The following is a 25,778-nucleotide window of genomic DNA, read 5'->3' as shown; positions in this document are numbered from 1 at the left end:
GTGAATTTTTTTGATTGTGCACCACAATGAGCGGGTTGCCGCATTCGAGGAAGCGAAGCATGCATCCGTTCTCCATTCATCACATCGATCACATCGTCCTGCGCGTTGCCGACCTGCAACGCAGCATCGATTTCTACCGCCAGGTGTTCGGCGCCGAGGTGGTCAGGCACAACGAGCCCTTGGGGCTGGTGCATCTGCGTGCCGGCACGTCGATGATCGATCTGGTCGACCTGCAGGGCGAACTGGGGCGCAAGGGTGGCGGCGCGGCCGAAGCCCGGAAGCGCAACGTTGATCACTTCTGTCTGCGCGTCGAACCGTTCGACGAAGCGGCGCTTATTGCGCACTTGCAATCGTTCGGTTTGACGGTCGAAAAAGCTGCCCGGCGCTTCGGAGCCGAAGGTTACGGCCTGTCCTTGTACTGTTTCGATCCGGACGGCAATCAGGTCGAACTCAAAGGTCCGTCCGAAGGCGCTCAGCCAGTCGTTTCCTGAAGCAGCAGGTCGGTCACTTGCAGCAAGGCCGAGCGGCCGATCTGCGGATGTTGCAGTGCCCGGCTGAACAGCGCCAACTGCCGGTCGGCGCTGGTGCCGCTGGCGATGATTGCCCGGGCCTGCTCAAACAACTGCGGCGCGCCCAGTGCCTGCGCGGTATCGGCAAAGCGCTGTTCGGCCGACTGGAGCCATTGCCCGATCGAACAATCGCCATCGATGCCCTCGACCAGAAAGCGCGCATGAACCCCCAAACGCTTGGCCCGCCAACGATTCTCCGTGAGCATCGCACGAGCCGTCTGGTCGTACAGCAGGCCCGGCCGTCGCTGTGAGCTGGCGTGAGCCACCAACACCCGAAAAAACGCCGCGATCACCAGCGTATCTTCCACCCGAGGGCAGGCGTCGGTCATGCGCAGTTCGAGGGTCGGATAGCGCGCCGACGGGCGCACGCCCCACCAGCACTCGCCAGGATGCCTGATTGCGCCGATACGCGTCAGAAACGCCAGATGCTCGTCGTAATGGCGCTGATCGGCAAACAGTGGAGGAATTCCCATACGGGGCCACTCGTCACAGGCCGTCTGGCGATAACTCATGAAACCGCTGGCGGCGCCGCACCAGAGCGGCGATGAACAACTCAGTGCCAGCAACAGCGGGGTCCACGGCAGCACCTCGTTCATTACCGCGATGCGATCCAGCGACTCCGCCACCTCGACGTGCACGTGCAAGCCCGAGAACACGCTGCGCCGGGCAACGTGACCGTAGTGTTCGAACAAATGCCGGAAATGTTCCTCGTCGGTGGGGACCTGCTCGCGCCAGTCGGCCAGCGGATGACTGCCAGCGCTGAGCACGCCCATGCCAAACGGCGCAAGGGCGGCGCGCAAGGCCTGACGGCTGCCGCGCAGAAAATCGCCCGCGTGCGCGAAATCGCTGAACACTGGCGAGGCCACTTCGATCTGTCCTTGAAACATCTCCGTGGCAAACCACACGCCCATCGTCTCTCGGCAAGCCTCGATGGCCTGGGCCGGCGGGCTACCGACCATGGTCAGGGTTTGCAGGTCAGTGAGGAAATACTCTTCCTCGATGCCAAATCGCGGGGCGGCCATGGTGGTACTCACGCGCGTGTTTCTCATGGGAACCGCGCGTGGCAGTGGTGGTTCAAGCCAGGCGACCAGTGCCGTGGATGCACCGTTGGTCTTTTCCATTGCACTTGGGCTGCGACGACGTTTCCAAACAAGTTCGATGAAACTGCTCCGGAGGCAGACATGAACGACCCATCCAGCAAAGACAAGGCGCTCAATGAGACCGTCAACCCGAACGACGACGGTTTCGTTCTGGGCACTGCCGGGCGTGATGAAGATCCCAACGCCACCACCGACTGGGACGTCAGCCGTGACAACGAAGATGTCATGAAACCGGACGATACTCGCGGTTTGCCTGGTTATCCGGGTGGCGAAAAGGCCGACCCGTCACGCCCCGTGCCCGACACCCGGGTGCCGGCCAATGGTGATCCATCCGTGCAGAACGACAGCGCTGCCGAGTAAGGTGCTGCGGGGTGGCGAGATAGTGGCGCGGGTCGAACTTTTTCGATTCGGCGCCACTCAGAACGAGGCATAGGGTTGCGGTTCGGCAGAAAAAACCATGCTGGCGGTCAGAAACGCTGTCTGGCGTGATAAATTCCCCTCACGTCGTGCCCACCCAGAATGGCCCCTGCCGGGTCCCACCAAGAGCGATCTACATGCAAGCAAAGGCCCGTGAGGTTTATGTGCCACCGGTGCTGCAAGATCTGCGGGCCGGCACAGCCGAACTGCACATCGCACTGGAAAAACGCCTTCCTTTTTTCTCCGATACCCTCGATACCCACGCTTTCGAGCGGTTGATGCAGGCCTATTACGGTTTCTATCAGCCGCTGGAGCACGCGTTGCTCACCAGCGGCGCCATCCCTGATGACTTCGACCTGACTCCTCGCCTGAAGACCGAAACACTGCGCGCCGACCTGCGGGCGCTGGGCGCGGCGGCCAACGAGCTGCCGTTGTGCGCGCAACTGCCCGTGATCGATTCCAGCGCCTCCAGCCTCGGCGTGCTGTACGTGCTCGAGGGCGCCACCCTTGGCGGGCAGATCCTGCGCCGGGAAATCGCCGCTCGACTGAACCTGGATGCGGACAATGGCGCCGCGTTTCTTGATATCTATGGCGCCGCCACCGGACGCCGCTGGCGCGAGTTCATCGAATACCTGAGCAACCGCCCCATGGATGCCACCGAACGCGCGGCCGTCGTCAGCGCAGCACAAACCACATTCAGCTGTTTCGAGCAGTGGCTCGAGCGCCAGGAGGTACTGGCATGAACCTGCAAGACCAACAAGCCTTCGAAGAACTGCTGGCCAACTGTGCCGACGAGCCGATCCGCTTCCCCGGCGCGATTCAGCCCCATGGTTTGCTGTTGACCCTGACCGAGCCTGCGCTGCAGATCATTCAGGTCAGCGCCAACGTCGAAACCCTGCTGGCCCGTGACCCGCAATCGTTGATCGGCGAGCCGCTGCACAGTCTGATCGGCGCCGGGCATACCGCGCAAATCCTTGAGGCGTTGCAGCAATCGGCCTTTTCCGAGGCGGGGCCACTGCATTTCGACCTCAATGGCACCGCGTTCGAAGGTTTGCTGCACCGGCATCAGGGCGTACTGATTCTCGAGCTGGAAATCCACGTAAAGAATTTCCAGCCGCGCAATGTCGCTGGGGTCAAGACCCATTTGGGGCGGATGCTCCAGCGCCTGCAAGCGGCGACCACGCTTCAGGCGCTCTACGACGTCAGCGTCAAGGAAATCCAGGCGATGACCGGTTACGACCGGGTGCTGATCTATCGCTTCGAGGAGGAGGGCCACGGTCAGGTCATCGCCGAGGCCTCCGATCCGTCGATGGAGGTGTTCAATGGCCTGTTCTTCCCGGCCTCGGACATCCCCGAGCAGGCGCGCGAGCTGTATCGCACCAACTGGCTGCGGATCATCCCCAACGCCGATTACCAGCCGGTGCCATTGGTGCCGAAACTGCGCCCCGACACGCACACGCCGCTGGATCTGAGTTTCGCCACTCTGCGCAGCGTGTCGCCGATTCACTGCCAGTACATGAAGAACATGGGCGTGCTGTCATCGATGAGCATTTCCCTGCTCAAAGGCGACAAGCTATGGGGCCTGATCAGCTGCGGCAACCGCCAGCCGCTGCACGTGCCGCATGAATTGCGCATGGCCTGCCAGACCATCGGCCAGGTCCTGTCGTTGCAGATCAGTGCAATGGAAACCCTCGAACTGACCCGCCAGCGCGAGGAAAAACTCGAGGCGCTGGCGCGGCTCAATCAGGCCATGATCGAGTCGCCGCAAAACGTTTTCGATGGCCTCGCGCAGCAGCCTGCAACGTTGATGGCGCTGGTCGATGCCGGCGGCATCGCGATCATCGAAGACAAGCAATTGCACCGTTACGGCAACTGCCCGGCGCCGGAAGAAATCCGCGCATTGCACAAATGGTTGCAGGAGCGCGGCGAGCCAGTGTTTGCCAGCCATCATCTGTCCAGCGTTTATCCGCCGGCCGCGCAGTATCAGTCGGTGGCCAGCGGTTTGCTCGCCATGAGTCTGCCCAAACCGGTGGACAACGGCGTGCTGTGGTTTCGCCCGGAAGTGAAAGCAAACATCAACTGGAGCGGTGATCCGCGTAAACCGCTGGATCTGGAAAACTCCGACGCCGGACTGCGCCTGCGTCCGCGTACCTCGTTTGAAATCTGGAAGGTCGAGATGGCCGGGATTTCCACCAAGTGGAGTCACGGTGATCGCTTCGCAGCCAACGATCTGCGCCGCTCGGCGCTGGAAAACGATCTGGCGCGCCAGGTCCGCCGTGAGCAGGAAGCCGTGCAGGCGCGGGATGACCTGGTCGCGGTGGTTTCCCATGACTTGCGTAACCCGATGACTGTCATTTCCATGCTGTGCGGCATGATGCAGAAGGCTTTCAGCTCGGACGGCGCGCATACTTCGCGGCGCATCTCCACGGCAATCGACACCATGCAGCAGGCCACTGCGCGCATGAACACGCTGCTTGAAGACTTGCTCGACACCTCGAAAATCGACGCCGGGCGTTACTCCATCACTCCGCAACCGCTGGATGTCGGGCTTATCTTCGAAGAGGCCCAGGCCTTGCTGCTGCCGCTGGCGCAGGTCAAGGACATCAGCATTTCGTTCCAGGCCGATCCTGACCTGCGCATCCACGGCGATCCCGAGCGGCTGTTTCAGGTGCTGTCGAATCTGGTCGGCAATGCGATCAAATTCACCCCGCGCATGGGTACGGTGGGCGTGCACGCCAAATCGGTCGGCGATGAGATTGTCTTCACTGTGCGTGACAGCGGCGAGGGCATACCCAAGGAGCACTTGCCGTATGTGTTTGATCGGTACTGGACGGTGAAGGAGGGCAATCCGACCGGTACGGGCTTGGGCTTGTATATCACCCAGGGCATCGTCGAAGCCCACGGCGGGCAGATCTTCGCCGAGAGTGAGCCCGGGCAGGGCAGTGAGTTCCGCTTTACCGTGCCGCGTCTGGCCTGAGGGTTTTTGTGAGAGCGAGCCTGCTCGCCAAGGCGTCCATCCCGTCAGCACTGGGTTGAATGACCCACCGCAATCGCGAGCAGGCTCACTCCTACAGGTTTTGCGGTGTGTTCGGGATTTGAGTCTCACCCGAAACCCTGTGGGAGCGAGCCTGCTCGCGAAGGCGCCAGTCCCGTCAGCGCCGGGTTGACTGACGCACCGCTTTCGCGAGCAGGCTCGCTCCCACAGGTGATTCGCTTTCTCAGGGGCATTTTCTTCAATACCGCGAATCCCGCGCTCGTTACCGTGGCCACCTCGTTCCTCGTTCTGAAGCAGGTATGCAAATGAGTCTGATCGTTTCAATGGCGGCGTTTGCCCTGGCCGCGTCCATTACTCCCGGGCCGGTGAACATCGTTGCGTTGAGCTCAGGCGCACAATACGGCTTTCGCGCCAGCCAGCGCCATGTGGCCGGGGCGACGCTGGGTTTTGTGCTGTTGCTGGTGCTGATGGGTCTGGGCCTGCATGAAGTACTGCAACTGTGGCCGTTCATGACCCGCGTGGTGCAGTGGGCCGGGGTGGCTTTTTTGCTGTTCATGGCCTGGAAACTGGCCAGCGATGACGGCCAGTTGAACACCAGCGATTCTGCCCGGGCGCCGTCGATGCTCTACGGCGCGGTCATGCAATGGCTCAACCCCAAGGCCTGGCTGGCGTGCGTGGCCGGCATGGGCGCGTTTGTCGCCGACGGCGAGGCGCGGCTGGTCTGGCAATTTGCAGCGGTGTATCTGGTGATTTGCTACCTGTCGGTAGGCTGCTGGGTGTATGCCGGTACGTTCTTGCGCGGGTACCTGAGCAACGCGGCGGGGATGCGCTGGTTCAATCGGTTGATGGCTTTGTTGTTGGCAGTCAGCGCGATCTACTTGCTGTTCACTTGATCGCCTGACCGCTGTAGGAGCTGACGAGTGCAACGAGGCTGCGATCTTTTGATCGTTAAAAGCAAAATCAAAAGATCGCAGCCTCGTTGCACTCGTCAGCTCCTACCGGGGGATCGGGGTTGATCGTGGAACGGGGTCAGCCGCGATACTGCCCCGGTGTCGCGGCCAGATGTTGTTTGAACGCCCGCTGAAAATGCGCCTGGTCGGCAAATCCGGCTTCCAGCGCCACATCGGCAATCAACTGGCCGCTTCGCAAACGCTCGCGGGCGAACTGGATGCGCTGGTTGACCACGAAGGCATGTGGCGTTATCCCGTAACGCTGCTTGAACGCACGAATCAGGTACGACGGCGACAGCTGTGCCGCCGCGCAAATTGCGTCAAGGCTCAATACCTCGGTGCAATGTTCGCGGATGAAGTCAGCCGCGCGTTCGAGCTTGAAATTGGGCTCACCGACTGACTGACCGGCCGGGTTGAGGCGCCCCTGCAACTCACTGAAAAACTCCACGGCCGCGCTGTGTTTGCGCAGCGTCTCCTGCTGATCGTCGACCAACACCCCGTACAACGCCATCAATTTGCCGAACAGCTCGGCATCGGTCAGGTGCGTGTCCGAAAACCGGCGCAATTGCAGCTGCGCCGCAAATCCCGACTGATGCTGCAAGTCCGTCAACCACGGCGTCTCGACATACAGCATTACATACGACCAAGGCTGATCATCGATCGGATTGCAGGCATGTACATCGCCCGGATTCATCAGCACCACCGTGCCCGCCGCCACTTCGAACTGCGCATTTTCATGCACATACGTGCTGCGCCCGGCAGTGATTGCGCCGATGGAGAAGTGCGCGTGGGAATGCCGCGCGTAGCAGACTTCACGGCCATCGGCGATGCCTCGTGCCTCGATGAAGGGCAGGGCATCGTCGCGCCAGAAAAGTGGAGCTTTTTCAGGGTTCTTCGCAGCGGCGTGTTTCATCGTGGTCATCCCGGCTGGTCTGTGCCCGAGTGTATTAGCTCTGGCCGTCGAATGCCCGTTGCAGTGCAGCGACATCGAGCTTTTTCATCTGGAACATCGCCTGCATCGCCCGCTGCGACTTGCGTGTGTCCGGGTCTTGCAGCATTTGCAGAAACCCGACATGGACGATCTGCCACGACACGCCAAACTTGTCCTTGAGCCAGCCGCATTGCTGTGCCTCCACCGGGCCACCGGCGGACAGGTGGCCCCAGAAATGGTCGATTTCTTCCTGGTCCTGGCAATTGACCTGAAACGAAATCGCCTCGTTGAAGGTAAACACCGGCCCGCCGTTGAGTGCGGTAAAGGAATGGCCGTCGAGCTCAAAGCTCACGGTCATCACCGCACCGTCCGGCTGCCCGTGAAATTCCTGGCCGACCTTGCTGTAGTGGGTCAGAGCGGTGATTTTCGAATGATCGAAGATGGAACAGTAAAACGCCGCAGCGGCTTCGGCCTGATCATCGAACCACAGGCACGGCGTGAGTTTCTGAACGCGTTGCATGGCAGTCACCCTCGGCAGGTTGCAGGCTGGACTATCAGCGTAGCCATTTGCGAGGCGGCGGGTGATGCCGTAGATCGGCCCGTCGAGCACATCGGCAGGTGGTCGTCTAATTGTGTTATCGACGATGCAAAGGAGAGAAACCATGAATGCTTTTAGCGGCGGATGCTTGTGCGGCGCTGTGCGTTTTCAAATCACTGGCGAGCCCTATCGCGTCGGGCTCTGTCATTGCCTCGACTGTCGCAAATTCCACGGCGCGCTGTTTCATGCCTCGGCAATTTTTCCCGAAGACGCAGTGACCATCCGTGGCACAACCCATGAATACGCCGGGCGACATTTTTGCCCGCGCTGTGGCTCGTCAGTGTTCAACCGCAGTGGTGATGAGGTCGAGGTGAACCTCGGCGCGCTCGATGCGCCGGATCAGCTGAAGCCGACCTATGAAAGCTGGACGGTACGCCGCGAGTCGTGGCTGCCACAGTTTCCGCTGACCAGGCATTACCGCGGTGACCGGGAGGGCACGGGACGCAGCGAGGAATAAAGGATTCATCGCATTCACCGGCTGATCCCCGTCCAGGCGGGATCCGCATGACCGCTGGTCACAACGTCTGGCTTCGTGCGCAATTTAGGCTTTGCTGAAAGGGATAAGCGCGGCCGTCCGCAGGTTTTATGGCCACAGTGACGTCCCTTCGCAACACCGTGAGTCTGAGGAAATTCACCGATGCTGACCCTCAATATCAATGGCAAGGATCAGGAGCTCGATGTCCCCGCTGACATGCCGCTGCTCTGGGTACTGCGCGATGTCGCGCACCTGACCGGGACCAAGTTTGGTTGTGGCATGGCCCAGTGCGGCGCCTGCACTGTGCACGTCGACGGTGCGCCCTTGCGCGCCTGCATCACCCCGGCTACCGCTGTCGCCCACGGCCAGAAAATCCTCACCATCGAAGGCTTGTCCACGGATGGGTCGCATCCGGTACAGCAGGCCTGGGCCGAACTCGACGTGGTGCAGTGCGGGTACTGTCAGTCCGGGCAGATCATGTCCGCCGCCGCATTGCTGGCGAAAATCCCCAAACCCACTGACAGCGATATCGATCAGGCGCTCGCCGGCAATATCTGCCGCTGCGGCACCTATCCACGGATCCGCGCAGCGGTCAAACGCGCGTCGGAACTCGGCTGATTGATTGTGGGGAGAGGGATGATGAACAGTCCTGTATCGCGTCGGGGGTTTCTCAAAGGCAGCGCCGTGCTGGGCGGCGGCCTGATGGTCGCGTTCGTGGTGCCCGGAGCCAACCGCTTTGCCCGGGCGGCGGAGAATGAAAACACGGTGTTTGCGCCGAATGCGTTTCTGCGCATCGCGGCGGACAACAGCGTCACCGTGTTGCTCGGTCATTCGGAGATGGGCCAGGGCATCTGGACCGGCCTGACCATGCTGATTGCCGAAGAACTGGACGCCGACTGGTCGAAAATCCGCGTCGAACATTCGCCAGCCTCAGCGGCGGATTACGGCTTGCCGGCGTTCGGCGGCATGCAGATTACCGGGGGGTCGACCTCGACGTCGATGGAGTTCGACCGCTATCGACTGGCCGGCGCGACGGCGCGGCAGATGCTGGTGGAAGCTGCGGCGAAGCGCTTCGACGTGGCACCCTCGGCGATTCGCACCGAATCCGGCGTGGTGATTGCCGCAGACAAACGCGCAACCTACGGCGAACTGGCCGATGCCGCCGGGCAATTGCCGGTGCCCGATCCGCACACCATTCAATTCAAGCACGCCCAGGACTGGAAGGTCATCGGCAAACCAACCAAGCGCCTCGACACGCCGGAGAAAATAACCGGCCGCGCCAAATTCGGCATGGACGTGCAGTTCGAAGGCTTGATGACCGCCATGGTTGCCCGCGCACCGGTGTTCGGCGCCACGGTCAAATCCTTCGAGGGCGCCGCAGCGCTGGCGATTCCCGGCGTGCACAAAGTGCTGCAGGTGCCCAGCGGGGTCGCGGTGGTGGCCGAGCATTTCTGGGCAGCAAAGCTGGGCCGCGATGCGCTGAAGGTCGATTGGGATCTCGGGCCGCTCGCCGACATGAGCAGTGAAAAGCTGCTGGAGAGTTTTCGCAAACTCGCGGCGACACCGGGTACGTCCGCCACTCAGGCCGGGGACGCCAAGGCCGGTTTCGGCAAAGCCGCGAAGAAGATCGACGTCGAATACAGCGTGCCGTACCTGGCCCACGCGCCGATGGAGCCGCTCAATTGCACGGTGAAAATCAGCGCCGGCAAATGCGAAATCTGGACTGGCACGCAGTTTCAGACCCTCGACCAAATGGTCGCCAGCAAGATCACCGGGCTCAAACCTGAGCAGGTGGAGATTCACACAGAATTCCTCGGCGGGGGTTTCGGTCGCCGCGCCAATCCGACCTCGGATTTCGTCGCCGAAGCCGTGCAAGTGGCGAAAGCGGCGGGTATGCCGGTGAAAACCGTGTGGGCGCGGGAAGACGATATACGGGGCGGCTATTACCGCTCGATGTTTCTGCATCGGGCTCAGGTAGGGCTGGGCGCCGATGGCCTGCCGTTGAGTTGGCAGCATGTCCTGGTGGGGCAGTCGATCATGGCCGGGACGATGCTCGAGGCGGCGATGGTCAAGAACGGTATTGATACGACGTCGGTAGAGGGCGTCGCCGACAGTCCCTATATCAAAGACCTGGCGCATCATCAGGTCGACCTGCATTCGCCACAGACCGGTATCAACGTGCTGTGGCTGCGTTCGGTGGGGCACACCCATACCGGGTTCGTCATGGAATCGTTGATCGACGAACTGGCGACGGCGGCGGGCAAGGACCCGGTGGAGTACCGGCGAACGCTGCTCAAGGCGCATCCGCGCCATTTGGGCGTGCTCAATCTGGCGGTGGAGAAGGCCAACTGGGGCGCGCCATTACCGGATGGCCATGCCCTCGGCGTGGCGGTGCACGAGTCGTTCGGCAGCTACGTGGCGCAGGTCGCCGAGGTGTCGCAGGACAACCTGGCGATACGTGTGCACCGGGTAGTCTGCGCGGTGGATTGCGGGATTGCGGTGAATCCGCAGAGCATCGCCGCGCAGATGGAATCGTGCATCACTTTCGGCCTCGGTATGGCCCTGCACAGCAAGCTCACGCTCAAGGACGGCGGCGTCGTGCAGTCCAACTATCACGATTATCAGGTGCTGCGGCTCAACGAAATGCCGGTGGTGGAAGTGCACATCGTTCCCAGCAGCGAGAAACCCGGGGGCATCGGCGAGCCCGGCGTGCCACCCACTGCACCGGCGGTGGCCAACGCAGTGTTTGCCCTGACCGGGCAACGTCTGCGCGAACTGCCACTGCAACTGTCGGGGGTGTGAGATGAAACGACATCTGCTGTTGGGCACCGTGGCGTTGCTCGGTCTTGGCGGCTATGCCCCGGACTTGTTCGCCGAGGATCAGCAAGCGTTGAAAGCCTTCGCTACGGTGCAGAAAGTCTTTCAGAGCCCGCGCTGCCAGAACTGCCACATTCCCGGCGATTCGCCGCTGCAATTCGACGCCGGCATCCCCCACGCGATGAATGTGGTGCGCGGCATGGACGGCAAGGGGGCCGCCGGTCTGCCATGCGCCACCTGCCATGCCGAAAGCAATCCGCCGGCCAGTTACGGCCCCCATGCGCCACCGGGCGCGCCGCACTGGAGCCTGCCACCGGCGGCGCACAAAATGGCCTGGATCGGCCTGCCCGCGGACAAGCTCTGCGCGATGATCAAGGATCGGGCGAGCAACGGTGATCGCGATTTCGCCGCGCTGTTAAAACATGTCAGCGAAGACAAACTGGTGCTCTGGGGCTGGAATCCCGGAGCAGGGCGCGCGCCGGTGCCAGTGCCGCATGACATTTTCGTTACGCAGTTCAAGCTCTGGGTCGATGCCGGCGGGCCGTGTCCGGTGGCGCAAATGTGAAGCCGCGGCGATTTGGCGCTAAGCTCAACGCATGTCTGCCTACGGAGTGTGCGAATGCTGGTGCCCGGAAAACCTGCCAATGAAGCTGCAAGAATTGAAGCGCTGCATAACCTCAACCTCGACGCGGCCCCCGAAGAGCGCTTCGATCGCCTGACGCGCCTGGCCAAGCGCTTGTTCAACGTGCCGATCGCCCTGGTCACGCTGGTCGACAAGGATCGCCAGTGGTTCAAGTCCTGTGTGGGGCTGGAGGCCAAGGGAACCTCGCGGGATGTGTCGTTCTGCGGCCATGCGATTTTGCAGGACGAACTGATGCTGGTGCCTGACGCGCTGGAAGATGTGCGTTTTCACGACAATCCGCTGGTCACCGGCGCGCCGAATATTCGCTTTTATGCCGGGTATCCGCTGACCGTGCCTGACGGCAACAAGCTGGGAACGTTGTGCCTGATCGACACCCGACCCCGTGATTTCGATGATGAAGAGCGGGCTCTGCTGCGTGACCTTGCGCAGATGGCCGAGCAAGAGCTGACGGCGGTGCAGATGGCGAGCATGGACGAACTGACGCTGCTGTCCAATCGCCGCGGGTTCAAGCAACTGGCCCAGCATGCGCTGGACGCCTGTACCCGCCTGAGCCGGCCGGCGACGCTGCTGTTTTTCGATCTCAATGACTTCAAGCAGATCAACGATCTGTATGGCCATGCCGAAGGCGACAGTGCGCTGAAGACCTTCGCTGACGTGTTGCGCATCGCCTTTCGCGAAAGCGACGTGGTCGGGCGTCTGGGCGGCGATGAGTTTGTCGCGCTGCTGACCGGCTCCAGCCACGTCGAAACCGCGGCGATCATGGCACGGCTCAAGGAAATCCTCGAAGAACGCAACGCCACGCTGCACCGAGGGTACGCCATCCGTTTCAGTGTCGGCCAGATCGAATACGATCCCAAACGCCACGAAACGGTGGATCGGCTGCTCGCGGATGCGGACAGTGCGATGTATGAGCACAAGCAGGCGCTGAAGCGCTGTTAGCGCTGGCCGACTCGCTGGCAAGCCAGCTCCCACAGGTAGCGGTGGCGCTGATGGTTTTTGAATCCACCGCGAAACCTGTGGAAACGAGCCTGCTCGCATAGACGTCAGCCCAGTCAACGGGATTTTCGCCAGGGCTCAGGGTTTGGGCGGGCTGAGCTTTTGGTAAAACGCCAGCCATTTCTCATGACAGGCTGCGGCATCCTTGAGCTCGGGCACAAGCAGCGCCTCTCGCAAGGCTTGTGCTTCATGGGCTTCAAACAGATGCTGGACAGCAGTGCTGGCAATGGCGTTGACCTTGTCCGACGAAAATGTGTCGGGTACAGCCAGGGGCGGCTTTTGCACCAGCGGAGCTCCGCGAATGTCGAGACGGGTAATGAAGGCATTGCAAGTGGCGTTGGCCACGGGAGGGCTTCCGTGTCGATAAGCCCCGGCATCGACCGGCAGCACTCGCGCTGCTTCATCCTCGGCAAAGGGCAGCAGCAGGCAGATGTCGAGATCGGGACGCGGAATCACTTCCGACCTGCAGGGGAAAATCTCGAATACTCGGGTTGGCCTCTCGTTCAACAGCGCGATTATGCCGAAGGGCGCAGCGTCGGCGGCAGTGAGCTTGTCGGTGGCAGCTGCTACTGGCCGCAGAGCAAACAATTCAAGCTTGTGCACTTCGATGTCGAAGCGTTGCTCCAACGGCAAGCGACAGAACGCTTCCTTGAGAAACGCGATAAGGGCGTCCTTCATTTGCTTGAGGCGTGCAGCCAGTGCCGCATGGAAGAGGGTCGCCACTTTATGCAGCTTGGGCAACGACGCAATCATGGGCGCCAGTTGCAATTGCGCATTGCTCGATTGCCATCCTTGCATGTTGCCCGCCAGCTTGTCGGCAATATGCAGCTCGCTCAGAGAGTAATGCGGTGCCGCAGTCCCAGTGCTCGAGGCTGGAACAGACAAAGCCCTGTCGGTCAGATGGGGATTATCGGCGAACACCGTGCGCAGATCCGCAAGGGCAACAGTGGCGGGCGTGGGCGGCGCGCTCAGGAAGGCCCGGCGATACAAATCGTTTATGAGACGATTGTGGTTGCGAAAGACTAGATCGGCCTGCTTCAGCGTGGCGGCGTCATAAACCGTTACCGCGCACTCGGCGTCGCGCTGGATCAGCCCTCTGGCAACCGCCCAGTCGACTACGAGTGAGGCACAGGAATCCTTGCGCAGGAAGTTGTAGAAGTGCGTGGGGGCCGGGCCTTTCGTCAGTTGGCTCAGCTGCTCGTAGGTCATCAGGCGTGCCACGCCCGGCATTTGGCTTTCGATATACAGCACGACCTGCTTGATCCTTACCCAGCGCAAACAGCTCATGTAAGCGAGCGATGCAGGAATATTCCGGGTCAGAAACTCCGGGGCAATGCCTGACAGTAACAGGTGGGTTGCCAATGTCTTGTTCTTGATGGGTGCAAGGTGCGGCTGCGAATCGATGATCCGGCGTACCTCGTCATAACTCTGGCCCCACGTGTCAGAGCCCTCCAGTCGATGGGTGACGATGCGGTTCAAATCTTCGCCGGCGCTTGGCTCCAGGCTGAGAATCAATGCTGCGAGTAACAGGCGGTCGCGATTGGTGGCCATAAGGCGTTTCGAGTGAGTCGGAGCGCCCAACTTCTTTACTAACAGATTGCTAAGCGTGCGGGCGCGTGGCGTGATCAGGATACGGCTGATCAGGTAGTCGGCTTTGGCTTTGAGCGTATTGAGCGGCAGATCGGTATCGACTCCTTCACTGAGGTAATCGATCAACGTTGAGTATTTGGGCAAAAACGTTCGAGTGGTGTCGATGATCATCTGCCGTTGCGGCGCAGTGAACCGTTCGGTTTGTGTCCAGGGCTGGCCCAACAGATACCAGTGATTCATGTGCGCGGGACGGGTGTGCAGTTTGATCCTGTACCATTTCGTCAGCGCGAGGGCTTGCTCGACAGTTTTCGGCGAGGGCAGCTTGTAGAAGCGCAACATCTGCCCAAGCGTAACTTTCCCGCTCGAGCGCAGTGCTCCGCCGGCTTTGCTTGCCTTGGCTTTGAGCTGGTCGCGGAAGAGTTTCAGATCAGCTTGTTTTTCCACATTCGCCGTCAGGGTTACCCAGCCTTTTGCACTGGCGGTACCGACATGACCGGATTCGGTGATCAGCAACTGGCTGTCGGCGGGCAAGCCGTGCAGCCGCAAAATGGCTTTAAAATCCACGTCGGCGCTGAGTGTCTGCAATTGACGTTGGCCATACTTCATCCATTCCGCCAGCGCAGAATCCGGATTTGGCTCGCTTAACTCCTCATAATCGATTTTGGTCTCGGGTGCCTTGTTCCAGCTCAGCGCTTCAAGACGTCTGACGATGTGCCGGACGTCTTCCAGATTGGCAAACTCTTCGCGAAAACTGCCGATCGGCTTGCTGGTTTGAACGTACTCGCTGACGTAGGGCAGCTCAGGCCAGGTATGCTGGCGCAGGCGTTGCGCGAGCGCTTTGGCCTCCCCGGCATCTTCCGGCACAGCAAACTCATAGCGACCCAGCAGCTCGCCCAGTTTGCGCCGTGGCCCTCTGACAGGCGCGGAAACCGAGGACGAGGTGAGCGTTACCGGGGTGGCGAGAAAGCTCCGCTGCTCGAACGGATCGCTCGCCAGCAACACCTCATCGATCCGATCGGCGATGGCCCGAAAGTCTTCCAGTTGCGCGTTTCGCTCCTTCACCACAGCCGAAGTGGTGTGACCGTTTTCATCGATGGCGGCCAGACCTTTGGTCTTCAACTCGGCGACAATGACTCGGGCCTGAACTTCGTTTTGCGGTTCCGGATAACCGTAGAACGCCAGTACCACTTGTCGTGGAAACCGATACAACGGGTTGGCGGATTTACCGCCAATATAAGGCAGGCCCAGGCCCGCAGGATCGATACGCTGGGAAATCGCCAGCAGCATCGGCGCCATCTGCCACCAGCCGGAATCGTCCTCCAGCGTGAAGATGCGCTCCCCGGCCGAGCCATTCGAGGGGATCTGCGCTTGCAGGGTGTCACCCTTGATCCGCAGGGTATCCAGATCGATGTGGAAGCCGCTGGCCCAGTCGAGAAATTCGGGACGTTCGAGAGCGTTCCAGTAAAGCTCCATCCATTCACGCAGCATGCATGGCCGCGGGACGTCAAGCGTACGTGCTGGTTCAGCGGCAGCGACCACCGGTTTGGCAGTCAATTCGGCAATGAGATTCTGGATCAGCGTCTGTTCGGGTACCGGTGTGTCGTTCATCTGTGCCTCCCTGGCGGTTGATAAGCATCGAGCGCCGAGTATCGAAGGGAGGGCAGGGTCGGGGGTGGTACATATGTAGTGCAGTAACGTTTTTCTCCCGGCATGAAAAAACCGCCAGATCGTCACCGATCGGCGGTTTTTTGCTGGCTAGGCGAAGATCACTCTTCGATGTTGCCCATCGCGGTGGTGTTGAAGCCGCCGTCGACGTACATGATTTCACCGCTGATGCCCGACGCCAGGTCGGAGCACAGGAAGGCGCCGGCGTTGCCGACTTCTTCGATGGTGACGTTGCGGCGCAGTGGAGTCTGCGCTTCGTTGGCGGCCAGCATCTTGCGGAAGTTCTTGATGCCGGAAGCGGCCAGGGTGCGGATCGGGCCGGCCGATACGCAGTTGACGCGAGTGCCGTCCGGACCGAGGGAACCGGCCAGGTAACGGACGCCGGCTTCCAGCGAAGCCTTGGCCATGCCCATCACGTTGTAGTTCGGCATGGTGCGCTCGGCGCCCAGGTACGACAGGGTCAGCAGGCTGCCGTTGCGGCCTTTCATCATTTCGCGACCGGCCTTGGCCAGGGCCACGAAGCTGTAGGCGCTGATGTCGTGAGCGATGCGGAAGCCTTCACGAGTGGTGGCTTCGGTGAAGTCGCCGTCCAGCTGGTCGCCCGGGGCGAAGCCTACGGAGTGCACGATGCAGTCCAGGCCGTCCCACTTCTTGCTCAGTTCTTCGAAGACCTTGGCGATTTCTTCATCGCTGGCCACGTCGCACGGAAAGCACAGCTCAGGGCTCGAACCCCAGCCTTGTGCGAACTCTTCGACGCGACCCTTGAGTTTGTCGTTCTGATAAGTGAAGGCAAGCTCAGCGCCCTCGCGATGCATGGCGGCAGCGATGCCGGATGCGATGGACAGCTTGCTGGCGACACCGACGATCAGTACGCGCTTACCGGCGAGAAAACCCATGTGTTGCTCCTCTTTCAGGTTATTGCGCAGTGGCTGGTGCCAGAAAAGCGGCTTCCAGCAACTGCTGTGTATACGGATGTCGGGGGGCGGCAAAGATACTTTGCGCGTCTCCCTGTTCGACCACTTGGCCATGCTTGACCACCATCAACTGGTGGCTCAGCGCTTTGACGACAGCCAGGTCATGGCTGATGAACAAATACGTCAGGTTGTACTTGGCTTGCAGTGAACGCAACAGCTCCACCACTTGCCGCTGTACCGTCCGGTCGAGCGCCGACGTCGGCTCGTCCAGCAGGATCAGCGCCGGTTTCAGCACCAAAGCCCGGGCAATGGCGATACGCTGCCGTTGCCCACCGGAAAATTCGTGGGGGTAGCGGTGCCGGGTTTCCGGATCCAGACCTACCTCCTTCAATGCCGCGATGATCGCCGCTTCCTGCTCGGTCGCGGTGCCCATCTTGTGTATCCGCAGGCCTTCGCCAACGATGTCATTGACGCACATGCGCGGGCTCAGGCTGCCAAACGGGTCCTGAAACACCACCTGCATCTCCCGTCGCAACGGGCGAACCTCGCTCTGGGTCAGGCAGTCCAGCTGCTTGCCTTCAAAGCGGATCGCGCCTTTGCTGCCGATCAAACGCAAAATCGCCAGACCGAGGGTGGATTTGCCGGAACCGCTTTCGCCCACAATCCCCAGGGTCTGGCCCTGAGGCAGGCTGAAATTGATGCCGTCCACTGCCTTGACGTAATCCACCGTGCGCTTGAGCAGGCCTTTCTTGATCGGGAACCAGACTTTCAGGTCCTCGACTTCAAGCAGCGGCGCGCCGATTTCATTGCTTGCCGGGCCACCGCTGGGCTCAGCGCCGAGCAATTCCCGAGTGTACGGATGCTGCGGCGAACGGAACAGCTCTGCGCACGATGCCTGTTCGACGATGCAACCGCGCTGCATGACACATACACGGTGCGCAATTCTTCGCACCAGGTTCAAATCATGACTGATCAGCAGCAGCGACATGCCCAATCGAGCCTGAAGTTCCTTGAGCAAATCGAGGATTTTCAGCTGAACGGTCACGTCCAGCGCAGTGGTCGGCTCGTCGGCAATCAGCAGTTCCGGCTCGTTGGCCAGGGCCATGGCGATCATCACCCGCTGGCGCTGCCCCCCGGATAATTCGTGAGGCAGGGCCTTGAGGCGCTTGTGCGGCTCGGGGATGCCGACCATTTCCAGCAGCTCGAGGGTGCGCCTGGTCGCGACTTTACCGCTCAGGCCTTTGTGGATGCCGAGGATTTCGTTGATCTGCTTCTCGATCGAGTGCAGCGGATTCAACGAGGTCATTGGCTCCTGAAAGATCATCGCAATGCGGTTGCCGCGAATATGGCGGATGGTCTTTTCGCTCAGGCCCAGCAGATTTTGTCCGGCGTAATTGATGCTGCCGGCGGGATGGCGGGCCATGGGGTAGGGCAGCAGACGCAGGATCGAATGCGCCGTCACCGACTTGCCCGAGCCTGATTCGCCGACCAGCGCCAGGGTTTCGCCGCGCTTGATATCGAAGCTGACGCCTTCGACTACGCGGTGTACGCGTTCGCCGACACCGAATTCGACGGCGAGGTCGCGCACTTCGATCAGATTGTCCTGATTCATTTCACTTCCTCGGGTCGAAGGCATCGCGAGCGGACTCGCCGATGAACACCAGCAGGCTCAACATCAATGCCAGCACGGCAAACGCGCTCATGCCCAGCCACGGCGCCTGCAGGTTGGATTTGCCCTGGGCGACCAGTTCGCCCAGCGACGGACTACCGGCCGGCAAGCCGAAGCCGAGGAAGTCCAGCGCAGTCAGTGTGCCGATGGCGCCGGTGAGGATGAACGGCATGAAGGTCATCGTCGAGACCATCGCATTGGGCAGGATGTGACGGAACATGATCGCACCGTTCTGCATGCCCAGCGCCCGCGCCGCGCGCACGTATTCGAGGTTGCGACCCCGCAGGAACTCGGCACGCACCACGTCGACCAGGCTCATCCACGAGAACAGCAGCATGATCCCCAGCAGCCACCAGAAATTCGGCTGGACGAAACTGGCGAGGATGATCAGCAGGTACAGCACCGGCAGCCCCGACCAGATCTCCAGAAACCGTTGCCCAGCCAGATCGACCCAGCCGCCGTAGAAACCCTGTAACGCGCCGGCAATCACACCAATGATCGAACTCAGCACGGTCAGCGTGAGGGCGAACAGCACGGAAATGCGGAAACCGTAGATAACCCGCGCCAACACGTCGCGGCCCTGATCGTCGGTGCCCAGCAGATTGTCCGCCGAGGGCGGCGCCGGCGCCGGGACTTTCAGGTCGTAGTTGATGCTCTGGTAGCTGTAGGGGATCGGCGCCCACAGGATCCACGCGTCCTTGGCCTTGAGCAGTTCGCGGATGTACGGGCTCTTGTAATTGGCTTCCAGCGGGAATTCGCCGCCGAAGGCGGTTTCCGGGTAGCGCTTGATCGCCGGGAAATACCAGTTGTTGTCGTAGTGCACGATGAGCGGCTTGTCGTTGGCGATCAGCTCGGCGCCCAGACTCAGGCCGAACAGAATCAGAAACAGCCACAGCGACCACCAGCCACGCTTGTTGGCCTTGAACAGTTCGAAGCGCCGGCGATTGAGGGGGGACAGGTTCATCTCAATGCTCCCGGCTTGCGAAGTCGATGCGCGGATCGACAAAGGTGTAGGTCAGGTCGCCGATCAGTTTCACCACCAGCCCCAGCAGGGTGAAGATGAATAGCGTGCCGAACACCACCGGGTAATCGCGGTTGATCGCCGCTTCGAAACTCATCAGACCGAGGCCGTCGAGGGAGAAGATCACCTCCACCAGCAACGAGCCGGTGAAAAAGATGCCGATGAACGCTGAGGGAAAACCGGCAATCACCAGCAGCATCGCGTTGCGGAACACGTGGCCGTAAAGCACGCGATGGCGGGTCAGGCCTTTGGCCTTGGCGGTGACCACGTACTGTTTGTTGATTTCATCGAGGAAGCTGTTTTTGGTCAGCAGGGTCATGGTCGCGAAGTTGCCGATCACCAGCGCGGTCACCGGCAATGCCAGGTGCCAGAAGTAATCGATGATCTTGCCGCCCAGGCTCAGCTCATCGAAGTTGTTCGAGGTCAGGCCGCGCAGGGGAAACCAGTCGAGATAACTGCCGCCGGCGAACACCACGATCAGCAGGATCGCAAACAGAAACGCCGGGATCGCGTAACCGACGATGATCGCCGAACTGGTCCAGACGTCGAAGTGGCTGCCGTGCCGCGTAGCCTTGGCGATGCCCAGCGGAATCGACACCAGGTACATGATCAGCGTGCTCCACAGCCCCAGCGAGATCGACACCGGCATCTTTTCCTTGATCAGGTCGATGACCTTGGCGTCGCGGAAGAAACTGTCGCCGAAATCCAGCTGCGCGTAGTTCTTGACCATGATCCACAGACGTTCCGGGGCCGATTTGTCGAACCCGTACATGTGCTCGATTTCCTTGATCAGCGCCGGATCCAGCCCCTGTGCGCCGCGATAGGACGAGCCGGCCACCGCCACTTCGGCACCGCCGCCGGCAATCCGGCTGGTGGCGCCTTCGAAGCCTTCGAGCTTGGCGATCATCTGCTCGACCGGCCCACCGGGCGCGGCCTGGATGATCACGAAGTTGATCAGCAGAATGCCGAACAGGGTCGGGATGATCAGCAGCAGTCGCCGAAAGATATACGCCAGCATCTGATTACTCCGTTCCCGCAGGGTCGGCTTGCAGTTGGGTTTCGACTTCTACGGCAGGCTTGGCGTCGGGCTTGACCCACCAGGTATTGATGCCGATGTCGTACTTGGGCGAGGTTTTCGGGTGGCCGATGTGGTTCCAGTAGGCCACGCGCCAGCTCTTGATGTGCCAGTTGGGCACCACGTAGTAGCCCCATTGCAGCACCCGGTCCAGGGCGCGGGCGTGGGCTACCAGGCTGTTGCGTGAGTCGGCGTTGATCAGGCTTTCGACCAGTTGATCGACGGTCGGATCCTTCAGGCCCATGCTGTTGCGGCTGCTCGGTTTGTCGGCGGCGGCGCTCATCCAGTATTCGCGTTGCTCGTTGCCCGGTGAGTTGGACTGCGGAAAGCTGCCAACCATCATGTCGAAGTCCCGCGAACGCACGCGGTTGATGTACTGCGAGACGTCGACGCGGCGGATCACCAGGTCGATGCCGAGGTCGCTGAGGTTGCGCTTGAACGGCAGCAGCACGCGTTCGAATTCGGTCTGAGCGAGGAGAAATTCGATCACCACCGGCTTGCCGGTGGCGTCAACCATTTTGTCGTCGACGATCTTCCAGCCCGCCTCTTGCAGCAGTTGATACGCCTCGCGCTGCTGGGTGCGGATCATGCCGCTGGCGTCGGTCTTCGGGTTTTCGAAGGCTTCGCTGAACACCTGGGCCGGCAGTTTGCTGCGGAACGGTTCGAGGATCGCCCGCTGATCGGCGTCGGGCAGGCCGGTGGCGGCCATTTCCGAGTTTTCGAAATAGCTGCGGGTGCGCACGTAGGCGCCGTTGAACAGTTGCTTGTTGGTCCACTCGAAATCGAACAACAGACCGAGCGCCTGGCGCACGCGCACATCCTGGAACACCGGGCGGCGCAAGTTGAAGACGAACCCCTGCATGCCGGTAGGGTTGCTGTTCGGGATCAGTTCCTTGATCAAACGGCCCTCGGTAACCGCGGGAACGTTATAGGCGCTGGCCCAGTTCTTCGCGGTCATCTCCAGCCAGTAATCGAACTGCCCGGCCTTCAGTGCCTCAAGGGCGACAGTGTTGTCGCGGTAGTAATCGGTGGTCATCGTGTCGAAATTGTAGAAACCCCGGTTGACCGGCAGATCCTTGCCCCAGTAATCCTTGACCCGCTCATATCGCACCGAACGCCCGGCCTTGACCTCGGTGACCTTGTACGGGCCGCTGCCCAGCGGGATTTCCAGATTGCCCTTGTTGAAGTCGCGACTGGCCCACCAGTGTTTCGGCAGGACCGGCAATTGACCGAGGATCAACGGCAGCTCGCGATTGTTGCTGTGCTTGAACTTGAACAGGACTTTCAGCGGGTCTTCAGCGACGGCTTCGGCGACGTCGTTGTAGTAGCCACGAAACATCGGCGAGCCTTCTTTGGTCAGCGTCTCGAAGCTGAACACCACGTCTTCGGCGCGCACCGGGTGGCCGTCGTGAAAGCGCGCTTCAGGGCGCAGGTAGAAACGCACCCAGCTGTTGTCGTCGGCTTTCTCGATCTTGCTGGCGATCAGGCCGTATTCGGTGAAGGGCTCGTCCAGGCTGTGTCTGGTCAGGGTGTCGTAGATCTGGCCAATGTCATCGGCGGGCACGCCTTTATTGATGAACGGATTGAGGCTGTCGAACCCGCCGAAACCGGCCTGACGGAACACGCCGCCTTTGGGCGCGTCGGGGTTCACGTAGTCGAAATGCTTGAAATCGGCAGGGTATTTCGGCGGCTCGTTGTACAGGGTCACGGCGTGTTGCGGGGCGGCGCAAGCCAGCCCGGCGAACAGCAAGCCGCTGGCCTGCACGAGCAGGGCGCGAACAGGGTTCATCGATCTTTCTCCGAAGACTTCAGCCACCACGCGCTCAGGCCCAGGGTGTAGGGCGGCGTGGTGACAAAGGCCAACCGGTTGCGGTAGGCCAGACGGTGATAATTGAGGTACCAGTTGGGAATGCTGTAGTGCTGCCAGAGCAGCACGCGGTCGAGCGCCTTGCCGGCGGCGACCTGTTCGTCGCGGGTGCGTGCGGCGAGTAATTGTTCGAGCAGATGATCGACCACCGGGTTGGCGATGCCGGCGTAATTCTTGCTGCCCTTGACGTTCACCTGACTGGAGTGGAAGTACTGCCACTGCTCAAGGCCCGGGCTCAAGGTCTGGCCCAGTGTCATCGAGATCATGTCGAAATCGAATTGATCGAGGCGCTGTTTGTACTGCGCCCGATCCACGGTGCGCAGGCGCGCGTCGATGCCGATGCTGTTGAGGTTCTCGATATACGGCTGATAGAGACGCTCCAGGCTCGGATTGACCAGCAGCAGTTCGAAGCGCAGCGGTTGGCCTTCGGCGTTCTGCAGGCGCTGACCGTTGAGCTTCCAGCCGGCTTCGGCGAGCAGGGCGAGGGCCTTGCGCATGGTCTCGCGCGGAATGCCGCGGCCGTCAGTTTTCGGCAGGGTGAACGGCTCGGTGAACAGCCTGGCCGGGAGCTGATCCTTGTACGGCTTGAGCATCAGCCATTCATGGCCGACCGGCAGGCCGGACGCAGTGAATTCGCTGTTGGGGTAATAGCTGGTGGCGCGTTTGTAGGCATCGCTGAACAGCGCGCGGTTGGTCCACTCGAAGTCGAACATCAGGCCCAGCGCTTCGCGAGTCCTGACATCGGCGAAGGTCGCGCGGCGGGTGTTCATGAACAGACCTTGGGTCTGGGTCGGGATCTGATGCGGGATCTGCGCCTTGATCACCTCGCCACGCCGTACGGCAGGGAAGTTGTAACCGTTGACCCAGTTTTTCGCCTGATGCTCGATGTAGATGTCGAACTCACCGGCCTTGAACGCTTCGAAGGCCACGTCGCTGTCGCGGTAGAACTCGACTTCCATTCGATCGAAATTGTACTTGCCGCGATTGACCGGCAAATCCTTGCCCCAGTAATCCTTGACCCGTTCGAAGATCAACTGCCGCCCCGGCGTGACTGAAGTGATGCGGTACGGCCCGCTGCCCAGTGGTGGCTCAAAGGTGGTGGCCTTGAAGTCACGGTCTTTCCAGTAATGCTGGGGCAGCACTGGAAGTTCACCGAGACGCAGGATCAGCAACGGGTTGCCCGAGCGCTTGAGTACGAAGCGGATGCGCTGCTTGTTGAGGATGTCGACCCGCAGCACTTCCTGCAACGCGGTGCGATACAGCGGGTGACCTTCCTTGAGCAACAGACGATAGGAAAACGCTACGTCGTAAGCGGTAATCGGCGCGCCGTCGTGGAATCGCGCCTCAGGGCGCAGATTGAATACCACCCAGCTGCGATCTTCGCTGTACTCCACCGATTGTGCGATCAATCCGTAACTCGACGCGGGTTCGTCGCCGGACGGCGAATACTGCCCGGTGCCGACCATCAGCGGCTCGTTCAGTTCGTTGATGCCGTACTGGAGGAAATTTGCTGTAGTGACCGGGCTGGTGCCCTTGAACGTGTACGGGTTGACCGTATCGAAGGTGCCGAACGCCATCACCCGCAACGTACCGCCCTTGGGCGCTTGCGGGTTGACCCAGTCGAAGTGGGTAAATCTGGCCGGGTACTTGAGCGTGCCGAACTGCGCATAACCATGACTTTCGGTAATCGTCGCGCTTGCGGTAGAGCTCAAGGCCAGGCTGATCAGGAGCAGGGAGAGGGCACGCTTCAAGTCAGATCCGATCCAGCGGCTTGGGCTTTGTGGGCCGTACAGTAACAGCTTGTCTGGACAGGAAAAAGATGCGGGTTAATGCCGCGTTAATGCAAAAAAAGATCGCAACCTCCGGCAGCTCCTACAGGGATCGATGTAGGAGCTGCCGAAGGCTGCGATCTTTTGATTTCAAATCAGTGCGGCTGATAAACCGTGAGCATCTGTCCAGGCTTCAACGCCTTGCCCGCACCCGGGTTCCAGCGCTTGAGATGTTGCATCTCGACGTTGAACCGCTTGGCCACCACGTACAGGGTGTCGCCACGCTTGACCTTGTACTGGGTCTGCTGCTTGCTCTCGTCCTTGCCTTTGCTCTTGCTGTTGGCCGCGATCACAGTATTGACCCGGCCGGACTTGCGCGCCGGCGCTCGCTTGGTGTTGTCCTGCATGACCAGGGTCTGGCCGACCTTGAGATTCTTGCCGGTCAGCTTGTTCCAGCGCTGCAGATCCTTGACTTCGACCTTGTTGGCCTTGGCGATGGAGCCGAGGTTGTCGCCACGCTTGACCCGATAGGCACGCTTGAGCTGCGCTACCTCGGAAGGATCAGCACCCTCGAACACCGGTTTCAGCGAGCGCGGGCTGATCAGTTCGTCCGGGCGCATGGTCTGCAGACTCGCCGTCAGCAGTTGCGCCTTGGACGTCGGCACCAGCAGATGCTGCGGGCCGTCGATGGTGGTGCGCTGTTTGAACGCCGGATTGAGCTGGAACAGTTCGTCCTCGTCGATATTGGCCACGGCAGCGACCTTGGACAGGTCCATGCGCTGGTTGATTTCGACGACCTGGAAGTACGGCTCGTTGGCGATCGGGTTGAGATTGACACCGTAGGCTTCTGGCGCCAGTACCACTTGCGACAGCGCCAGCAGTTTCGGCACGTAGGCCTGGGTTTCTGCTGGCAGTGGCAGGTTCCAGTAATCGGTGGGCAGGCCGAGCTTTTCGTTGCGCTCGATGGCGCGACTGACCGTGCCTTCACCAGCGTTATAGGCTGCCAGGGCCAGCAACCAGTCGCCGTTGAACATGTCGTGCAGACGGGTCAGGTAATCCATCGCCGCAGTGGTGGAGGCGGTGATGTCGCGACGGCCATCGTAGAAACGGGTCTGGCGCAGGTTGAAGTAACGTCCGGTGGAAGGAATGAACTGCCACAGGCCCACGGCATCGGCGCGGGAGTACGCCATCGGGTTGTAGGCGCTCTCGATCACCGGCAGCAGGGCCAGCTCCAGCGGCATGTTGCGCTCTTCGAGGCGTTCGACGATGTAATGAATGTAGAGGCTGCCGCGTTCGCCGGCATTCTCAAGAAAAGAGGGGTTACTGGCGAACCACAGGCGCTGTTGCTCGATGCGCGGGTTCACGCCAAGGCCTTCCTGCAGCTGGAAGCCCTGGCGCATGCGCTCCCAGATGTCCTGGGGCGCCACTGGTGTGGGCTTCTCGGTCAGCCAGATGGGCTTCTGCTTGGCTCGCGCAGCAATGTTCGGCGTATGCGTCGCTTCAGGCTGCGGAGCGTGGCTGGAACAGCCCGCCAGCGTGGCGGACACAGCCACCGCGATGGCTTGCGCCAGGCGGGTCAATGCATCTGAATTGACGGACTTACGTATGGATGACGACATTGGCTGGAAGTAAGTTCCGGGCAAAAATGTCGGGCGATTCTAGAAAGCGCACCCCCTGCGGTCAACCATTGAGAATTTGGCCACCCGCCAGCGCGGGC

21 protein-coding genes are annotated in these 25,778 nt (G+C 60.9%); 10 read left to right on the top strand and 11 right to left on the bottom strand.

The annotated features are described in order from the left end of the window. The first annotated feature begins 59 nt into the window (after positions 1–59). On the top strand, positions 60–491 hold the full coding sequence (locus tag VNV36_RS01095) for a VOC family protein (RefSeq protein WP_325715429.1): 432 nt from the start codon (positions 60–62) through the stop codon (positions 489–491). Here the strand turns inward: VNV36_RS01095 and VNV36_RS01090 are convergent. Further along, positions 473–1,618 (bottom strand): carboxylate-amine ligase, encoded by a 1,146-nt coding sequence (locus VNV36_RS01090; RefSeq protein ID WP_325715427.1) that lies wholly within the window; start codon positions 1,616–1,618, stop codon positions 473–475. The genes VNV36_RS01095 and VNV36_RS01090 overlap by 19 nt on opposite strands. Positions 1,619–1,750: 132 nt before the next feature. Between VNV36_RS01090 and VNV36_RS01085 the strand changes: the two genes are divergently transcribed. From VNV36_RS01085 to VNV36_RS01070, 4 genes are all read left to right on the top strand, one after another. Beyond that, positions 1,751–2,029: a hypothetical protein gene (locus VNV36_RS01085; protein ID WP_325715426.1), complete on the top strand. Its 279-nt coding sequence runs from the start codon at positions 1,751–1,753 to the stop codon at positions 2,027–2,029. Between the two features lie 194 nt (positions 2,030–2,223). Beyond that, the gene (locus VNV36_RS01080) at positions 2,224–2,829 is read left to right on the top strand and encodes a biliverdin-producing heme oxygenase (RefSeq protein WP_325715424.1); all 606 of its coding nucleotides are present in this window, start codon (positions 2,224–2,226) and stop codon (positions 2,827–2,829) included. Continuing rightward, the gene (locus VNV36_RS01075) at positions 2,826–5,063 is read left to right on the top strand and encodes an ATP-binding protein (RefSeq protein WP_325715422.1); all 2,238 of its coding nucleotides are present in this window, start codon (positions 2,826–2,828) and stop codon (positions 5,061–5,063) included. The genes VNV36_RS01080 and VNV36_RS01075 overlap by 4 nt, the downstream gene beginning before the upstream one ends. Before the next feature lie 323 nt (positions 5,064–5,386). After that, a complete protein-coding gene (locus VNV36_RS01070) occupies positions 5,387–5,974 on the top strand; it encodes a LysE family translocator (protein WP_325715420.1) in 588 nt (195 codons plus the stop codon). A gap of 136 nt (positions 5,975–6,110) precedes the next feature. On the opposite strand, the gene VNV36_RS01065 is transcribed toward VNV36_RS01070, so the two are convergent. Next, positions 6,111–6,944, bottom strand: coding sequence for an AraC family transcriptional regulator (locus VNV36_RS01065; protein WP_325715481.1), 834 nt, complete (start codon positions 6,942–6,944; stop codon positions 6,111–6,113). Between the two features lie 34 nt (positions 6,945–6,978). Continuing rightward, the gene (locus tag VNV36_RS01060; protein WP_325715418.1) at positions 6,979–7,482 is read right to left on the bottom strand and encodes a VOC family protein; all 504 of its coding nucleotides are present in this window, start codon (positions 7,480–7,482) and stop codon (positions 6,979–6,981) included. Positions 7,483–7,624: 142 nt separating this feature from the next. Here VNV36_RS01060 and VNV36_RS01055 point away from each other — a divergent pair, with 142 nt between their 5' ends. The 5 genes from VNV36_RS01055 (at position 7,625) to VNV36_RS01035 (ending at position 12,434) form a co-directional block, all read left to right on the top strand. After that, entirely contained in the window at positions 7,625–8,017 is a 393-nt protein-coding gene (locus VNV36_RS01055) for a GFA family protein (protein ID WP_325715416.1), read from the top strand. A gap of 180 nt (positions 8,018–8,197) precedes the next feature. Beyond that, positions 8,198–8,653, top strand: coding sequence for a (2Fe-2S)-binding protein (locus tag VNV36_RS01050; RefSeq protein ID WP_325715414.1), 456 nt, complete (start codon positions 8,198–8,200; stop codon positions 8,651–8,653). Positions 8,654–8,674: 21 nt separating this feature from the next. After that, positions 8,675–10,837 carry a xanthine dehydrogenase family protein molybdopterin-binding subunit gene (locus VNV36_RS01045; RefSeq protein ID WP_325715412.1) on the top strand — a complete coding sequence of 721 codons (2,163 nt, stop codon included), beginning with the start codon at positions 8,675–8,677 and terminating at the stop codon, positions 10,835–10,837. Between the two features lies 1 nt (position 10,838). Further along, complete coding sequence (locus VNV36_RS01040) at positions 10,839–11,417, top strand: hypothetical protein (protein ID WP_325715410.1); 579 nt, start codon at positions 10,839–10,841, stop codon at positions 11,415–11,417. 54 nt (positions 11,418–11,471) lie between these two features. Next, positions 11,472–12,434 (top strand): sensor domain-containing diguanylate cyclase, encoded by a 963-nt coding sequence (locus VNV36_RS01035; protein ID WP_325715408.1) that lies wholly within the window; start codon positions 11,472–11,474, stop codon positions 12,432–12,434. A gap of 135 nt (positions 12,435–12,569) precedes the next feature. Here the strand turns inward: VNV36_RS01035 and VNV36_RS01030 are convergent, their stop codons facing one another. The 8 genes from VNV36_RS01030 to VNV36_RS00995 form a co-directional block, all read right to left on the bottom strand. Beyond that, on the bottom strand, positions 12,570–15,815 hold the full coding sequence (locus VNV36_RS01030) for a hypothetical protein (protein ID WP_325715407.1): 3,246 nt from the start codon (positions 15,813–15,815) through the stop codon (positions 12,570–12,572). A gap of 32 nt (positions 15,816–15,847) precedes the next feature. Further along, positions 15,848–16,642 carry an enoyl-ACP reductase FabI gene (gene fabI, locus VNV36_RS01025; protein ID WP_003202751.1) on the bottom strand — a complete coding sequence of 265 codons (795 nt, stop codon included), beginning with the start codon at positions 16,640–16,642 and terminating at the stop codon, positions 15,848–15,850. A 19-nt stretch (positions 16,643–16,661) separates the two neighbouring features. Then, on the bottom strand, positions 16,662–18,272 hold the full coding sequence (locus tag VNV36_RS01020; RefSeq protein ID WP_325715405.1) for an ABC transporter ATP-binding protein: 1,611 nt from the start codon (positions 18,270–18,272) through the stop codon (positions 16,662–16,664). 1 nt (position 18,273) lies between these two features. Then, a complete protein-coding gene (locus VNV36_RS01015; protein WP_325715404.1) occupies positions 18,274–19,293 on the bottom strand; it encodes an ABC transporter permease in 1,020 nt (339 codons plus the stop codon). A gap of 1 nt (position 19,294) precedes the next feature. Then, positions 19,295–20,368: a microcin C ABC transporter permease YejB gene (locus VNV36_RS01010; RefSeq protein ID WP_130909525.1), complete on the bottom strand. Its 1,074-nt coding sequence runs from the start codon at positions 20,366–20,368 to the stop codon at positions 19,295–19,297. Positions 20,369–20,372: 4 nt separating this feature from the next. Continuing rightward, positions 20,373–22,214 carry an extracellular solute-binding protein gene (locus tag VNV36_RS01005; protein WP_325715399.1) on the bottom strand — a complete coding sequence of 614 codons (1,842 nt, stop codon included), beginning with the start codon at positions 22,212–22,214 and terminating at the stop codon, positions 20,373–20,375. Next, a complete protein-coding gene (locus tag VNV36_RS01000) occupies positions 22,211–24,043 on the bottom strand; it encodes an extracellular solute-binding protein (RefSeq protein WP_325715397.1) in 1,833 nt (610 codons plus the stop codon). The genes VNV36_RS01005 and VNV36_RS01000 overlap by 4 nt, the downstream gene beginning before the upstream one ends. A gap of 173 nt (positions 24,044–24,216) precedes the next feature. Continuing rightward, on the bottom strand, positions 24,217–25,680 hold the full coding sequence (locus VNV36_RS00995; protein WP_325715395.1) for a transglycosylase SLT domain-containing protein: 1,464 nt from the start codon (positions 25,678–25,680) through the stop codon (positions 24,217–24,219). Positions 25,681–25,778: the final 98 nt, after the last annotated feature.

It is taken from the genome of Pseudomonas sp. (assembly GCF_035554175.1).
Taxonomy (GTDB): Bacteria; Pseudomonadota; Gammaproteobacteria; order Pseudomonadales; family Pseudomonadaceae; genus Aquipseudomonas.
The sequence above is the reverse complement of the archived record's forward strand: the minus strand, read 5'-3'. Positions and strand labels throughout refer to the sequence as shown.

Coding starts and splice junctions, on each gene's coding strand:
- VNV36_RS01095 (WP_325715429.1), top strand. CDS start 60: ATGCATCCGTTCTCCATTCATCACATCGATCACATCGTCCTGCGCGTT.
- VNV36_RS01090 (WP_325715427.1), bottom strand. CDS start 1,618: ATGAGAAACACGCGCGTGAGTACCACCATGGCCGCCCCGCGATTTGGC.
- VNV36_RS01085 (WP_325715426.1), top strand. CDS start 1,751: ATGAACGACCCATCCAGCAAAGACAAGGCGCTCAATGAGACCGTCAAC.
- VNV36_RS01080 (WP_325715424.1), top strand. CDS start 2,224: ATGCAAGCAAAGGCCCGTGAGGTTTATGTGCCACCGGTGCTGCAAGAT.
- VNV36_RS01075 (WP_325715422.1), top strand. CDS start 2,826: ATGAACCTGCAAGACCAACAAGCCTTCGAAGAACTGCTGGCCAACTGT.
- VNV36_RS01070 (WP_325715420.1), top strand. CDS start 5,387: ATGAGTCTGATCGTTTCAATGGCGGCGTTTGCCCTGGCCGCGTCCATT.
- VNV36_RS01065 (WP_325715481.1), bottom strand. CDS start 6,944: ATGAAACACGCCGCTGCGAAGAACCCTGAAAAAGCTCCACTTTTCTGG.
- VNV36_RS01060 (WP_325715418.1), bottom strand. CDS start 7,482: ATGCAACGCGTTCAGAAACTCACGCCGTGCCTGTGGTTCGATGATCAG.
- VNV36_RS01055 (WP_325715416.1), top strand. CDS start 7,625: ATGAATGCTTTTAGCGGCGGATGCTTGTGCGGCGCTGTGCGTTTTCAA.
- VNV36_RS01050 (WP_325715414.1), top strand. CDS start 8,198: ATGCTGACCCTCAATATCAATGGCAAGGATCAGGAGCTCGATGTCCCC.
- VNV36_RS01045 (WP_325715412.1), top strand. CDS start 8,675: ATGAACAGTCCTGTATCGCGTCGGGGGTTTCTCAAAGGCAGCGCCGTG.
- VNV36_RS01040 (WP_325715410.1), top strand. CDS start 10,839: ATGAAACGACATCTGCTGTTGGGCACCGTGGCGTTGCTCGGTCTTGGC.
- VNV36_RS01035 (WP_325715408.1), top strand. CDS start 11,472: ATGCTGGTGCCCGGAAAACCTGCCAATGAAGCTGCAAGAATTGAAGCG.
- fabI (WP_003202751.1), bottom strand. CDS start 16,642: ATGGGTTTTCTCGCCGGTAAGCGCGTACTGATCGTCGGTGTCGCCAGC.
- VNV36_RS01020 (WP_325715405.1), bottom strand. CDS start 18,272: ATGAATCAGGACAATCTGATCGAAGTGCGCGACCTCGCCGTCGAATTC.
- VNV36_RS01015 (WP_325715404.1), bottom strand. CDS start 19,293: ATGAACCTGTCCCCCCTCAATCGCCGGCGCTTCGAACTGTTCAAGGCC.
- VNV36_RS01010 (WP_130909525.1), bottom strand. CDS start 20,368: ATGCTGGCGTATATCTTTCGGCGACTGCTGCTGATCATCCCGACCCTG.
- VNV36_RS01005 (WP_325715399.1), bottom strand. CDS start 22,214: ATGAACCCTGTTCGCGCCCTGCTCGTGCAGGCCAGCGGCTTGCTGTTC.
- VNV36_RS00995 (WP_325715395.1), bottom strand. CDS start 25,680: ATGTCGTCATCCATACGTAAGTCCGTCAATTCAGATGCATTGACCCGC.